Origin of the sequence: Rahnella sp. Larv3_ips, assembly GCF_003697865.1 — a bacterium.
Classification (GTDB): domain Bacteria; phylum Pseudomonadota; class Gammaproteobacteria; order Enterobacterales; family Enterobacteriaceae; genus Rahnella; species Rahnella rivi.
The window spans coordinates 1,246,931-1,260,862 of the sequence record NZ_MJIB01000004.1 but is presented as its reverse complement, the minus strand read 5'-3'; the positions used below and the strand labels follow the sequence as shown (position 1 = coordinate 1,260,862).

The window sequence follows — 13,932 nt, the reverse complement described above, 5'->3', positions numbered from 1 at the left end:
TACGCCGTATCTGGGCGTGAAAATGCTGCCGAAAATCAAAACGGTGGAAGGCGGACATGCGGCGATTTACAACACCCGCCATTACAACCGCTTTCGCCGGTTACTGACCCGCGTTATCGCCCGCAAGTGGATAGTCGCCGGTACCGTGATTGCGCTCTTTACGGTCGCGATACTCGGCATGGGGCTGGTGAAAAAACAGTTTTTCCCGACCTCCGATCGGCCGGAGGTGCTGGTTGAAGTGCAGATGCCTTATGGCACCGCGATTGAGCAAACCAGCGCCACCACGGCGAAAATCGAAGCCTGGCTGAGAAAGCAGAAAGAGGCAAAAATCGTCACCGCCTATATCGGGCAAGGGTCGCCGCGTTTTTATCTGGCCATGGCGCCCGAGCTGCCCGATCCGTCGTTTGCGAAAATTGTCGTGCTGACGGACAGCCAGGAAGCGCGTGAGACGCTCAAGTTCAGGCTGCGTGAAGCGGTGGCCAGTGGCCTGGCACCTGAGGCGCGCGTGCGCGTGACCCAGCTGGTGTTTGGTCCGTATTCTCCTTATCCGGTGGCCTACCGGGTCATGGGGCCGGATCCCGCCACACTGCGCGAAATTGCAGACAAGGTCGAAAAGGTGATGCAGGCCAGCCCGATGATGCGGACCGTCAATACCGACTGGGGGCCGCGGGTACCGGCGCTGCACTTCACGCTCAATCAGGACCGTCTTCAGGCGGTGGGGCTGACATCGAATGCGGTGGCGCAGCAGCTTCAGTTCCTGCTTTCGGGTGTCCCTGTCACCGCAGTGCGTGAAGATATCCGTTCGGTGCAGGTGATGGGGCGTGCGGCGGGCAATATCCGTCTCGATCCGGCAAAAATAGCGGGCTTTACCCTGGTAGGATCTTCCGGCCAGCGCATTCCGCTGTCTCAGATAGGGGAGGTTAAGGTGCAAATGGAAGATCCTGTTCTGCGCCGTCGCGACCGCACCCCGACCATTACCGTTCGGGGTGATATCGCCGAAAATCTGCAACCGCCGGATGTCTCCGCGGCAATCATCAAAGCCTTGCAGCCGGTCATCGAGACGCTGCCGGCCGGATACCGCATAGAACAGGCGGGTGCGATTGAGGAATCCGGGAAAGCCACTCAGGCGATGGCACCGCTGTTCCCAATCATGATTGCCATGACGCTGTTGATTATTATCCTGCAGGTGCGGTCGATGTCGGCGATGGTGATGGTATTCCTCACCGCACCGCTGGGGCTGATTGGCGTGGTGCCCACGCTGTTGCTCTTTAACCAGCCGTTTGGCATCAATGCGCTGGTAGGACTGATTGCGCTGTCGGGCATCCTGATGCGTAACACCCTGATCCTGATAGGGCAGATCCATCACAACGAACAGGAGGGGCTGGCACCCTTCCATGCGGTGGTGGAGGCGACGGTGCAGCGCGCGCGACCGGTGTTGCTGACGGCGATGGCGGCCATTTTGGCGTTTATCCCGCTGACGCACTCGGTATTCTGGGGAACGCTGGCTTACACCCTGATTGGCGGAACCTTTGGCGGCACCATTATCACGCTGGTGTTCCTGCCTGCGATGTATGCCATCTGGTTCAAGATACGGCCCGAAAAGCATGAGTTTGCTGAAAGTAAAACCGTGCCTGACGCCAACCGGTAGCCCTTAAACGATGAAGGTTTAACGAGGCCGCCCGGCGGCCAGTCGTTCCACCGGATAGCTTTTTTGACATCTAAACTGCCCGCGGCCTTACCGGTCGCGGGCGTTTTTTTGAACAGTGTTTCCGGGTTACCCGCAGAGACACCCGCCGTTTCAGAATGCCAAAAGCAACCACGCTCCTGAGGGAGAAACCTTCCTGAAACAGAGGCAAATGGCATATCAACTCAACAGCAGGAGCCGGCAATACCTTTACGCTTTGCAGCCCGTCACCTGCGGGTAAGCCCGGCATACCAGCATCAATTTGTTCTTTGGCTCAAAGCCATGATCAATCATGCAGCGTTGCGCTTTGGCGGTACGTCCGATGCTGGCGACATTCAGATTCGACCCGAGGGGTTTGGGATAGCCGCAGGCGTACATGACCGGCAACGCTTCCCGATTATCAGGAACCTGCGTTGAGAACCCCCTTGGCGCGCCGACCTTACGCCAGGTGACCTGCATGTCCTCGTACCTGCCGGAGTCGGGATTTATCGGGTAGAACCCTTCATCGGCATGATAGGGCAGCGCTTCGAGCCGGGACTGGCTAAGCGGATGCCCCTGTTTTTTTTCGACACAAGCCGGAAGTTCGGCCATGACCTGACAAAAATCAAACCCGTCTTTACGGGTAAAACCCCTGTGTTGCATGCACAGGAATTGCAACGCCTGTTCGTTTTCGGGCAGGGTATTCATTGAAAGGCCAACCGGATCACCACATTCAGTCATGGCCGATTTCACACCCTCTTCGGTGGTTGAAGGGCGTTGCCACTGGGTGTACTCCGCAGCAGGTGGACAGCCTGTCAGAAAAAATACCGAAATGACCACGGAAGGGAATGTCATTAGCTGAATTTTACGGAACATCGTGATCCTTATGTTGCCTGCAGATTTTCTGCCGCTACTTCTTCACAATCCCGGCAATATCATTGGTGTTCATCAGATGATAATCGCCGTTCATGTCGGTGTAGCTGGTCATGCCGGTATCACGGTCGCGATCCGGTTCGCCGTGGGCGAAAAACTGATCACCGGCCTTGGTGTTGATCACGTAATCACCGGCGCATCCGGAGAGTGTCAGGGCCAAAACCACGGCCGTCAGGCAGGATAATTTCTTCATTGTTCAGTTGTTTCCCTTTGCAATTATCTGCCCGCATTACAAAACAACCGCCATGAACATGCAAAGAATAAAAATGTCAGCAAGCGTAAGAGCGGGAGCCGCCGGGCAAGATCCTCTGCGTTTCATCGTGGTGCACGCGAGTGCGGGGTGGCCCTTTTTCGCCTGTTTTCAGCACCAGCTCGGTGCGATGTGATCAGACCGTTGTTTCTGCAACTTGCCTCAGGGCTGGCCGCCACGCGCTCTATACTCACAATGACCTGCTGTTCAGTCACACATTGCAACACTGGCAGCAATTTTGCTTAAGGTTTTCACCTTTGGCAAAACCGTAAGGAAACCCCGCCGTCGTCCCCAGGAAATTTCAACCACTCCATTTCAGTGCTTTTGTTCGTGTTTTTGCTACAGGATTTACGACTACGCTCAGGCGTTTTTACTAAACCATTTTGCTCAAACAGGCTTCTAAGGAACATGATGATGTCGATGAAATTTATAAGAAATCCACTCTCTCTTTTACTGGCAGGTTGTCTGATGACGGCGTTTTCCGCGCAGGCAGATATTGTGATTGGTGTCGCAGGCCCGTTCACCGGCCCGAACGCCACCTATGGCGATCAATACTGGCACGGCGCAACGCAGGCGGCAGAAGACATAAATGCCGCAGGCGGGATCAACGGCGAAAAAATCAAACTGGTGCAGGGCGATGACGCCTGTGAACCGAAACAGGCGGTCGCCGTCGCCAACCGTTTAGTCGATCAGGATAAAGTGCAGGCCGTGGTCGGGCATTTCTGTTCCTCTTCCACCATGCCTGCCTCCGAGGTGTACAACGACGCCGGGATCATCGCCATTACGCCCGGATCCACGAATCCGCAAATCACCGAACGCGGCATGAGCGATATGTTCCGCATGTGCGGGCGCGACGATCAGCAGGGGCTGGTGGCCAGCGATTACATCATCGACAAACTGAAAGCCAAAAAAGTGGTCATTATTCATGACAAAGACACCTACGGTCAGGGCCTGGCGGATGCCACCAAAGCGGCGCTCAACAAACGCGGCGTGAAAGAAGTGATGTATGAAGGCTTATCGCGCGGCGAAAAAGACTTCAACGCACTGGTGACTAAAATCAGTGCGCAAAAACCGGATGTGGTGTTTTTCGGCGGCTGCCATCCTGAAGCCGGTCCGCTGGTGCGCCAGATGCGTGAGCAGGGCGTTCAGGCCACCTTCTTCTCCGGCGACTGTATCGTCAACGAAGAGATGGTCACTGCCGCAGGCGGTCCGCAATACACCAACGGCATTCTGATGACTTTCGGCAAAGACCCGCGTCTGATCGCCGAAGGCAAAACGGTTATCGATAAATTCCGCGCCAACAAATTCGAGCCGGAAGGCTACACCCTCTACTCCTACGCCTCCGTACAGGCGATTGCCGCCGCCTTCAAAGCCACCGGCGGCAGCGATTCCGCCAAAGCCAGCGCGTGGCTGAAAGCCAACAGCGTCGATACCGTCATGGGCAAAAAATCCTGGGACAGTAAAGGCGACCTGAAAGTCTCTGATTACGTGGTTTATAAATGGGATGACAAAGGAAAGTATCAGGAAGTGAAGGAATAAATCATCTTGATTTGCCCGTTCTGAACTGTGTCAGACCGCGCCCTTATCGGGGCGCGGTCAAAAAAAGAGACTGCGTATTTATGGATTCATTCTTCCTGCAACAGCTGTTCAATGGCATTACGCTGGGTGCCGTCTACGGGCTGATCGCCATCGGTTACACCATGGTTTACGGCATCATCGGCATGATTAACTTTGCTCACGGCGAAGTGTATATGATTTCTGCCTACCTCTGCGCCATCGCGCTGGCGCTGCTTTCCTTCTTCGGGGTGCACTCCTTTCCGCTGCTGATCCTCGGCACGCTGGTCTTTACCATTGTGGTCACCGGCGTTTACGGCTGGGCAATTGAGCGCATCGCCTATAAACCGTTGCGTAATTCCACGCGTCTTGCACCGCTGATTTCCGCCATCGGCATGTCACTGATTTTGCAAAACTACGCACAAATCAGTCAGGGACCGCGCCAGCAGGGTATTCCGACGATGTTTGATGGCGCGCTGCGTTTTCATATCGGCGACAGTTTTGTCCAGATGACCTACACCAAACTGTTCATTCTGGTGGCCGCATTTGTCGGCATGCTGGTGTTGTCATGGATTATCAGTCACACCCGGCTCGGGCGTATGTGTCGCGCGGTGCAGCAGGACAGAAAAATGGCCTCGATTCTGGGCATCAACACGGACCGGATTATCTCGCTGGTCTTTATGATTGGTGCGGCGATGGCCGGGCTGGCGGGCGTGCTGGTCACCATGAATTACGGCACGTTTGATTTCTACGCCGGATTTATCATCGGTATCAAAGCCTTTACCGCAGCGGTGCTGGGCGGGATCGGTTCTTTGCCGGGTGCGATGCTCGGCGGGCTGATTTTAGGCATTGCCGAAGCGCAATTCTCCGGCATGGTCAATTCCGATTACAAAGATGTTTTCTCTTTTGGATTGCTGGTGGTGATCCTCATTTTCCGCCCGCAGGGCCTGCTGGGTCGCCCGGTAGTGACTAAAGTGTGAGGGAAAATATGACGTCACAAACTGCTGTTGCGGAACACGGCTTCTCGCTCAAACGCTGCCTGCTGGATGCCATTTTTGCCGGGCTGGTCGCCCTGATCATCTTCGGGCCGGTAGTGGGCGTGGTGCTCGACGGGTACAGTTTCAACTTTCACAGCCAGCGGCTGGTGTGGATTATCACTGCGGTAATGGCCGGTCGCTTTCTGCTCAGTGCCTTTCTGGAAACGGCCGCCGGGCAGACCATGCGCGCGCGTTTTGAACGTGACAGCGCGGGTGTTTACGTCCGGCCTGCTGATCACAAAAGCAGCCTGCGCTGGGTGTTGCCACTACTCATCGCGCTTGCGATATGCTTCCCGTTCGTCGCCACCAAATACATTCTGACCGTGGCGATTTTAGGGCTGATTTACGTGCTGCTCGGCCTCGGGCTGAACATCGTGGTCGGTCTGGCCGGGCTGCTGGATTTAGGGTATGTGGCATTTTACGCCATCGGCGCGTACGGGCTGGCGCTCGGGTATCAGTATCTCGGCCTTGGATTCTGGTCGATGCTGCCGCTGGCGGCGGTGATGGCTGCACTGGCAGGCGCGTTGCTGGGGTTTCCTGTGCTGCGGATGCACGGCGATTATCTGGCGATCGTCACGCTGGGCTTTGGCGAAATTATCCGTCTGGTGCTCACCAACTGGCTGTCTTTTACCGGCGGGCCGAATGGCGTTTCGGCGCCTGCGCCGACGTTTTTCGGGCTGGAATTTGGAAGGCGGGCGAAAGAGGGCGGCGTGCCTTTCCATGAGTTTTTCCATCTGACCTACAACCCCAACATGAAGTTTATTTTCATCTACGCGGTACTGGTTCTGGTGGTATTGCTGGTGCTGTTTATCAAGCACCGCCTGACCCGTATGCCGATTGGCCGTGCGTGGGAAGCGCTGCGTGAAGATGAAATCGCCTGCCGCGCGATGGGGCTGAACCATGTGCTGGTCAAGCTTTCGGCCTTTACGCTCGGCGCGTCGACGGCCGGTATCGCGGGTGTGTTTTTCGCCACCTATCAGGGTTTCGTGAATCCGACCTCATTCACCTTTTTTGAATCGGCGCTGATCCTCGCCATTGTGGTGCTGGGCGGTATGGGCTCGACCATCGGCGTGGTGCTGGCGGCCTTTGTGCTGACCGTCGCGCCGGAGCTGCTGCGCAGTTTTGCCGAATACCGCGTGCTGTTGTTCGGTGTGCTGATGGTGGTGATGATGATCTGGCGGCCACGCGGGTTAATCCGCATCAGCCGCAGCGGGTTTGCCGTGCGTAAAGGAGTTGCGCCATGAATTCAGCGGTGATGAACGACAGCATCCTCAGCGTTGACCATCTGATGATGCATTTTGGCGGCATCAGGGCGCTCAATGATGTCAGCCTGGACGTTAAGCGCGGTTCGATCACCGCGTTAATCGGCCCGAACGGTGCTGGAAAAACCACGGTATTTAATTGCCTGACCGGTTTCTACAAAGCCACCGGCGGTTCCATTTCGCTGAACACCCGCCGGGGCGCGACCAATGTGATTCAGGTGCTCGGACAGAAATTCCAGCCCGACGACTGGATAAAACCGGCGCAGCTCGGCAAACGTATTTTCTACAAAATGTTTGGCGGCACGCATCTGGTTAACCGCGCCGGCCTGGCGCGTACTTTCCAGAATATCCGGCTGTTTCGGGAAATGTCGGTGGTCGAAAACCTGCTGGTGGCGCAGCACATGCAAACCAACCGCAATCTGATCGCCGGTGTTCTCAATACGCCGGGGTATCGCCGGGCAGAAAATCAGGCGCTTGATCGGGCATTTTACTGGCTGGAAGTGGTCGAGCTGGTGGACTGTGCCAACCGGCTGGCGGGGGAGATGTCTTACGGGCAGCAGCGGCGGCTGGAGATTGCCCGCGCCATGTGTACCGCGCCGGAAATGATCTGCCTCGACGAACCGGCCGCCGGGCTCAATCCGGTGGAAACGCGCACGCTGAGCAAGATCATCCGCTTCCTGCGCGACCACCACGGGATCACCGTGCTGCTGATTGAACACGACATGGGCATGGTGATGGAGATCTCAGACCACATTATTGTGCTCGACCATGGCGATGTGATTGCCGGAGGACCGCCGCAGGCGATTCAGAATAATGAGAAAGTCATTGCCGCATATCTGGGTGCTGATGAAGACGACGAGGTCAGCTTATGAGCGATGCAATGCTGGAGTTTCGTGACGTGGACGTTTTTTACGGTGCCATTCAGGCGCTGAAACAGGTGTCGCTGGAGGTCAGTCAGGGGGAAACCGTGGCGCTTATCGGCGCGAACGGCGCAGGGAAATCGACGCTGCTGATGTCGATTTTCGGTCAGCCACGCATTCGCAGCGGGCAGATTTTATTTCGCGGCGAAGATATCAGCCGCAAATCCACGCACTTTGTGGCGGCAGCGGGCATTGCCCAGTCGCCGGAAGGGCGGCGGGTGTTTCCGGATATGACCGTCGAGGAGAACCTGCTGATGGGCACCATTCCTATCGGCAATAAACACGCGGCTGAGGATTTGCAATCCATGTTTGATTTGTTTCCCCGCCTGAAAGAGCGACGCCGACAGCGGGCGATGACCATGTCCGGCGGCGAACAACAAATGCTGGCGATTGCGCGGGCGCTGATGAGTCGCCCGAAACTGTTGCTGCTCGATGAACCCAGTCTCGGGCTCGCGCCGATTATCGTGAAGCAGATTTTTCAGATCCTGCGCGAACTGGCGAAAAACGGCATGACAATCTTTTTGGTGGAGCAGAATGCGCACCACGCCCTGAAACTCTCCGATCGCGCCTACGTGATGGTCAACGGGCAGATCCGCCTGAGCGGCAGCGGCGAGGCTTTACTGGTCAACCCCGAGGTGCGAAAGGCTTACTTAGGCGGCGTGTAAATTGTCATTTTGTTGTCCGTCGTGACGCCCGTGATGCCCGCATCGCGGGTTTTTTTTAAGCCTTTTTTCCTGAATTTTTCTCATTTCAAACGCTCCCTCCACATTTCACTCATACTATTCCCGTATCATGCAATTCCTACAATTTAGTGAACGGCAGGTTACATCTTTGCGGTATCATGCAGAGATAAGCATCACGAATTTGTGAAAAAATGGTTTATTCGGATAAATCAGTGACATAAAACAGCATCAGGGCGTTGACCCCCGGATGTTCAACAGGCTATATAGCGCAACCCGTTTTTGGCACAAAATTTTCCTGTCTCAGGGATGAAGTGAATGACAAACGGGTCATTTACTCGATGAATTGAACCGTCGGCGCTGCTGGCAAACAGCAGACTCGTTCGTAGTGTTTATTTTTTTTAATCAGACAGGGCGCTAAAAATGGCTTCTGAGTGGCTTTCATTTGTTTTATTTCTTTCCTCTATCTATTTCTACGTCACACGGGCGTCGGCCGGTCGTATCTGGTTTTCGCTGGTGCTGTTCTTCTTAGGGCTTTACGTCATTCTGAACGTGATCCTGATTGGCAGTAATTATTTCACCGGTGAAGGCATCACCGATGCGGTGTTATATACCGTGACCAGCAGCCTTAAAGGCGCCGGACTGAATAAATATATCCTGCCGTTCCTCGGCTTACTGGCCGGACTGGTCATCGTCTTCTGGCTGCTGGCCTGGGGCCTCAGACAGCGCCGTGCAAAGAGCAGCAGCTGGGTTTACAGCGTGCTGGCCGTGATGCTGGCGGTGTTTTCCGTCGGCTCGACTCAGGCCTTCCAGAACATTTCCCGTCTGGTGAAAACGCAAATGTCCGGCAGCGGCGCGGATTTCGATACGTATTACAAAGTGCCGGTGAAAGCCGTGAAGGGCGAGAAAAAGCCTAATCTGGTCTATATCTATGGCGAAAGTCTGGAACGCACCTATTTCGATGAAAAGGTCTTCCCGGGGCTGACCACCGAATTAAGCCGTCACAAGGCGGAAAGCACGGATTTCACCAACACCCGCCAGTTGCCGGGCACCGGTTACACCATTGCCGGCATGGTCGCTTCACAATGCGGGATCCCGCTGTTCGCGCCGTTTGATGGCAACGCCTCCAGCGCGCTGGCGACCTTCTACCCTGAAAACGTCTGTCTGGGCGACGTGCTTAAAGGCGCAGGTTACACCAACTACTTCTATCAGGGGGCAGAACTGGCGTTTGCCGGGAAAGGCACGTTCCTGAAATCCCACGGTTTTGACCACCTGTACGGCTACAATGAACTGCGTCCAACCGTTGCCGATCCGGCGTACAAAAATGACTGGGGCTGGTATGACGACACGCTGCTCGACGAGGTCTACAAGAAATTCATCGAACTGAGTAAAGCGGGTAAGCCATTCTCCCTGTTCACATTGACCGTGGATACGCACCACCCGGACGGTTTTATTTCCCGCGGCTGTACGCGCAAAGCTTATCCGGTTACCGGTAAACCGAATCAGTCTCTGAGCGCGGTGTCCTGTAGTCAGGAACTGATTGCGGCGTTTATCGATAAAATTAAAAAGTCGGGCTATTACGACAACACCCTGATTGTGGTGTCTTCCGATCATCTGGCGATGAACAACACCGCCTATAACATTCTGACCAAACAGAACCGCAAAGATCTGTTCTTCGTGCTCGATGGCCGCAAACCTGTGGGTGATCTGAATGCCGCGAAGCGCAGTACGCTGGATAACGGTGCCACCGTGCTGGATATGATGGGCGGTGACAACTTCATCGGGCTCGGACGCAGCGGGATTTCTGCGACATCAATGACCGAGCAGTTCCTCAATATCGATGACAAAGTCAACGCCTGGAAACCGGCGGTCATTAAACAGTGGGGCTTCCCGAACAGCATCAAAAATTACACCGTCAGTAACAAGGAAAACAGCTTCACGTTCTCCGGTATGACCATCAAAACGCCGTTCATTTTGAAAGTCACCAGTGACAAGATCGAACCGATGTTTGACGTCTATTTATCCACACCGCTGAAAAAACAGCTGTCCACGCTGTCCACCAGCGACAACTTTGTCTGGGTCGATAAATGCTACGAAATGGGCCGCGTCTGGGCACCTGAATTGTCGCTCAATACCGGCCTTTGCGTGGCTTCCGGCAACCTCGGGGCACGCCCGAGTATCGTGCAGGCAACGGGCGATACCTTTAAAGGCAAGGTGGATTTTGTGAAGGATACGTCCGGCAGCAACGCGATTTATCAGCAGACGGTAAAAATGCTGAACGTGGATGATGCCGATACCACCTATAAATCTGAGGCGATAGCCTTCATGCTGCCGGGGATGCCGGAGCAGGTAAAAGCCATTACCGGTATTTCTGCGCTGGAGAACTGGGGCCGCTGGTCAGACGCTAATCTGGCGCCGTCGGTGAAAATTGATTACGTCAAACCTCTGCCGACCACCTTTGACGTGGTGATCCGCGCCAGAGCCTATGGCAATAACATTGATAAACCGGTGTCTGTGCGCGTCGGCGATCAGGAGCAGTTTGCTTCCTTTGGCGATAAAGACGGAACGGTGAAATTGCAGTTTACCAATCCTGGTGCGGCGCAAAGCATTGTTATCACACCACCGTCACCGACAGAACCGACCGAGGGCACCAGCGGCGGGTTCCTGCCGCGTAAACTCGGTATCGGTATGGTGTCGCTGGAAGTTCAGCCGGTCGATCCGCAGTCATAACGCCTCAGTCATCATGATAAAAACCCGCTGCGGCGGGTTTTTTATTGGCCGTCATCTTGGCGCAAAATCCTTATCGTTTTTATCGCTTTACTATGCCATTTTGCATATTCAATTCAGGAATATGTATCTCTTAAACAATATTATAAAGAAATAAGCCGATCGGTATACTCGCCAAATTCCTGCACAAAATCACAGCCATGTGCAGGCCTCTCATCAATACTTTTGGGGATAACCGATGCAGACTACATTCAACAAAACCAAGACCCGCGTTAACCGTGCATTTTTACTGGCAGCGACGTCTGCTGTCATGATTTCAAGCGGCATTCTTGCTCCGCTTTCTTTGGCGCAGGCGGCGGATAAAACCACCATTAAAGTCGGCATCATCAGTGGCGAAGACGAAGATGTCTGGCGCGAAGTGGTGAAGCAGGCGGCCGCGAAAGGTCTGACCGTGAAACCGGTGGTCTTCAATGATTACAACCAGCCTAACGAAGCGCTGCAAAACGGCGAAGTGGACGCCAATGCCTTCCAGCATCAGCCATTCCTCGATAATCAGATCAAAGTAAATCATTACGATATCGTGCGGGTGGGTTACACCGCCGTGTGGCCGATCGGCCTGTATTCTAAAAAAGTCAAAACGGCTGATGAGCTGAAAGAAGGCGCGGTGATCGGCGTTCCAAACGATCCGGCTAACGAAGCGCGTGGCCTGATCCTGTTACAACAGTCCGGCGTGATTAAACTGAAACCGGGCGCGGGTATTTTCGCGACCACCGCAGACATCATTGAGAACCCGCGTCACGTCACCATTAAAGAGCTGGATTCCGGCATTATCGGCCGCTCCGTTCCGGATCTGGACGCGGCAATCGTCAACACTGACTGGGCGCTGAAAAGCGGCCTGACGGCGGCTGACCGTATCGCGCAGGAGCCGGTAAAAGGCAATCCTTACAACAACTTCATTGCAGTGAAAACAGAGAACGCCAATGCGCCGTGGGTGAAAACATTAGTTGCCGCCTACCAGAACGACGACGTGAAAAAAGTGTTTGATAAGGTCTATAAAGGCACCGGCGTCACGGCCTGGTAAGGATGTAAAGCATGACGATTATCTCTGAGATCGACGCGCATTTTACCGGTTCTTCCGCCGATGAACATCACGCCGGGGAAGCGCAGGTGAATGCGTTCGTAAGAGCTGAACGGACAGGCGTGGCTGAACATGCTGAAGACGTGGTGCAACTGCACTGCGTCAACCGCCGTTTCGCAAACACGCAGGCCCTCAAGGATGTGTCGTTAACCGTCAGACGGGGAGAGATCCTCGGCCTTATCGGTCGCAGCGGGGCAGGGAAATCGACCCTGATCCGCTGCCTTAACGGACTGGAACAACCTGATGATGGCGTGATCAAAATCGAAGGGCACACCATCACCGGCCTTAGCGAAAAAGCGTTGCAGTCGGTGCGCAGCCGCGTGGGGATGGTGTTTCAGCACTTTAATTTACTGTCGGCCAAAACGGTTGAGCAAAACGTCGCGCTGCCGCTGAAAATTGCCGGTTACGACAAAGCACGCCGCCAGGCGCGGGTCGCCGAATTACTGGCACTGGTCGGGCTGGAAGATAAAGCCAAAAACTATCCGGCGGCGTTGTCCGGCGGGCAAAAACAGCGTGTTGGTATTGCCCGTGCGCTGGCCGCCAACCCGGCATTATTACTCTGCGATGAAGCCACCTCGGCACTCGATCCGGAAACCACGCGATCCATTCTGGCGCTGCTGCAATCCCTTAATCAAAAACTCGGCATCACCATTTTGCTGATCACCCATGAGATGGAAGTGATCAAAAAAATCGCCCACAGGGTGGCGGTGATTAACGCCGGAGAAATCATTGAGGAAGGGCCGGTCTGGCAGGTGTTTGCTCATCCGCAATCTCAGCTCACGCGCACGCTTTTACAGGGATTACTGCCCCAGTTGCCGGAGGCGCTGGCTGAACAGCTTTCGCCGGTACGTCAGGGCGAGGCGATTTACAGCGTGCATTATGCCGGGCAAGGCCGTCAGGGCGAGATCCTCACACTGATGGCGGCGGAACTGCCGGGGCAATTCCGTCTGATTCAGGGCGGCGTCGACCATATCCAGCATTACGCCGTGGTGCGTTTTTTCTTCTCTGTCCCGGTTGATAATCCGGCGTCAGAGCAGGCTGTTTTACACTGGCTGCACCAGCACCAGGCAACCGTGGAGCTGACAGGCTATGTCTCCAGTAATGCTTGATTTATTGATTAACGCTGTCGAAGAAACACTGCTGATGACCGCCATTTCCGGGCTGTTCTCACTGATTGCCGGTTTGCCACTTGGTCTGATTCTGGTGATGAGCAGCCCTGGCGGCATTGCCGAAAACCGCTGGGTCAACCGCTCCCTGGGGCTGGTCATCAACGGTTTCCGCTCACTTCCTTTCATCATTTTGCTGGTGGCATTGATCCCGGTAACGCGCTTTCTGGTCGGCACGTCGCTCGGCACCTGGGCAGCCATTGTGCCGCTCTCCATTACGGCGACACCGTATTTTGCCCGCGTTGCCGAAGTCTCTCTGCGCGATGTCGATCGTGGCCTGATTGACGCCGTTCGTGCGATGGGCGCCAGTAAACTGCGCATCGTCTGGGATGTGCTGATCCCGGAAGCCTTGCCCGGTATTTTATCCGGATTCGTGGTGACGCTGGTGGCGCTGATTGGGGCGTCGGCGATGGCGGGGGCTATCGGTGCAGGCGGGTTGGGCGATCTGGCAATCCGTTACGGCTATCAGCGTTTTGAAACGGTGGTGATGATTGAAGTGATTGTGGTGCTGATTGTCATGGTCTGCGGCATTCAGTGGCTGGGCGATCGCATCGTCGCACGCGTCGATAAACGCCATTAAAAAGCCGGTCGTCTGTGAATGG

At 55.1% G+C, this 13,932-nt stretch carries 12 protein-coding genes; 10 read left to right on the top strand and 2 right to left on the bottom strand.

Annotated features, from left to right (window positions below):
* A partial coding sequence (locus ED901_RS08080) for an efflux RND transporter permease subunit (protein WP_162997827.1) occupies window positions 1-1,648 on the top strand: 1,648 nt, incomplete at its 5' end.
* Window positions 1,649-1,894: 246 nt separating this feature from the next.
* Here ED901_RS08080 and ED901_RS08075 read toward each other — a convergent pair.
* The gene (locus tag ED901_RS08075) at window positions 1,895-2,539 is read right to left on the bottom strand and encodes a hypothetical protein (protein ID WP_122095550.1); all 645 of its coding nucleotides are present in this window, start codon (window positions 2,537-2,539) and stop codon (window positions 1,895-1,897) included.
* A 34-nt stretch (window positions 2,540-2,573) separates the two neighbouring features.
* Entirely contained in the window at window positions 2,574-2,789 is a 216-nt protein-coding gene (locus ED901_RS08070) for a YgdI/YgdR family lipoprotein (protein ID WP_056780940.1), read from the bottom strand.
* Window positions 2,790-3,260: 471 nt separating this feature from the next.
* Between ED901_RS08070 and ED901_RS08065 the strand changes: the two genes are divergently transcribed.
* The 9 genes from ED901_RS08065 (at window position 3,261) to ED901_RS08025 (ending at window position 13,910) form a co-directional block, all read left to right on the top strand.
* Window positions 3,261-4,385, top strand: coding sequence for a branched-chain amino acid ABC transporter substrate-binding protein (locus ED901_RS08065; protein WP_122095549.1), 1,125 nt, complete (start codon window positions 3,261-3,263; stop codon window positions 4,383-4,385).
* Window positions 4,386-4,465: 80 nt separating this feature from the next.
* On the top strand, window positions 4,466-5,380 hold the full coding sequence (locus ED901_RS08060; RefSeq protein WP_056780933.1) for a branched-chain amino acid ABC transporter permease: 915 nt from the start codon (window positions 4,466-4,468) through the stop codon (window positions 5,378-5,380).
* A gap of 8 nt (window positions 5,381-5,388) precedes the next feature.
* A complete protein-coding gene (gene livM / locus ED901_RS08055) occupies window positions 5,389-6,681 on the top strand; it encodes a high-affinity branched-chain amino acid ABC transporter permease LivM (protein WP_122095548.1) in 1,293 nt (430 codons plus the stop codon).
* An 11-nt stretch (window positions 6,682-6,692) separates the two neighbouring features.
* Window positions 6,693-7,571 (top strand): ABC transporter ATP-binding protein, encoded by an 879-nt coding sequence (locus tag ED901_RS08050; protein ID WP_122095642.1) that lies wholly within the window; start codon window positions 6,693-6,695, stop codon window positions 7,569-7,571.
* Window positions 7,568-8,284, top strand: a complete 717-nt coding sequence (locus ED901_RS08045; RefSeq protein WP_122095547.1) for an ABC transporter ATP-binding protein — start codon at window positions 7,568-7,570, stop codon at window positions 8,282-8,284. The genes ED901_RS08050 and ED901_RS08045 overlap by 4 nt, the downstream gene beginning before the upstream one ends.
* A 438-nt stretch (window positions 8,285-8,722) precedes the next feature.
* Window positions 8,723-11,029 (top strand): phosphatidylglycerol--membrane-oligosaccharide glycerophosphotransferase, encoded by a 2,307-nt coding sequence (gene opgB, locus ED901_RS08040; RefSeq protein WP_056780925.1) that lies wholly within the window; start codon window positions 8,723-8,725, stop codon window positions 11,027-11,029.
* A gap of 235 nt (window positions 11,030-11,264) precedes the next feature.
* A complete protein-coding gene (locus ED901_RS08035; protein WP_056780923.1) occupies window positions 11,265-12,107 on the top strand; it encodes a MetQ/NlpA family ABC transporter substrate-binding protein in 843 nt (280 codons plus the stop codon).
* A gap of 11 nt (window positions 12,108-12,118) precedes the next feature.
* Window positions 12,119-13,273 carry a methionine ABC transporter ATP-binding protein gene (locus ED901_RS08030; protein WP_122095546.1) on the top strand — a complete coding sequence of 385 codons (1,155 nt, stop codon included), beginning with the start codon at window positions 12,119-12,121 and terminating at the stop codon, window positions 13,271-13,273.
* Window positions 13,254-13,910, top strand: a complete 657-nt coding sequence (locus tag ED901_RS08025) for a methionine ABC transporter permease (protein ID WP_056780917.1) — start codon at window positions 13,254-13,256, stop codon at window positions 13,908-13,910. The genes ED901_RS08030 and ED901_RS08025 overlap by 20 nt, the downstream gene beginning before the upstream one ends.
* Window positions 13,911-13,932: the final 22 nt, after the last annotated feature.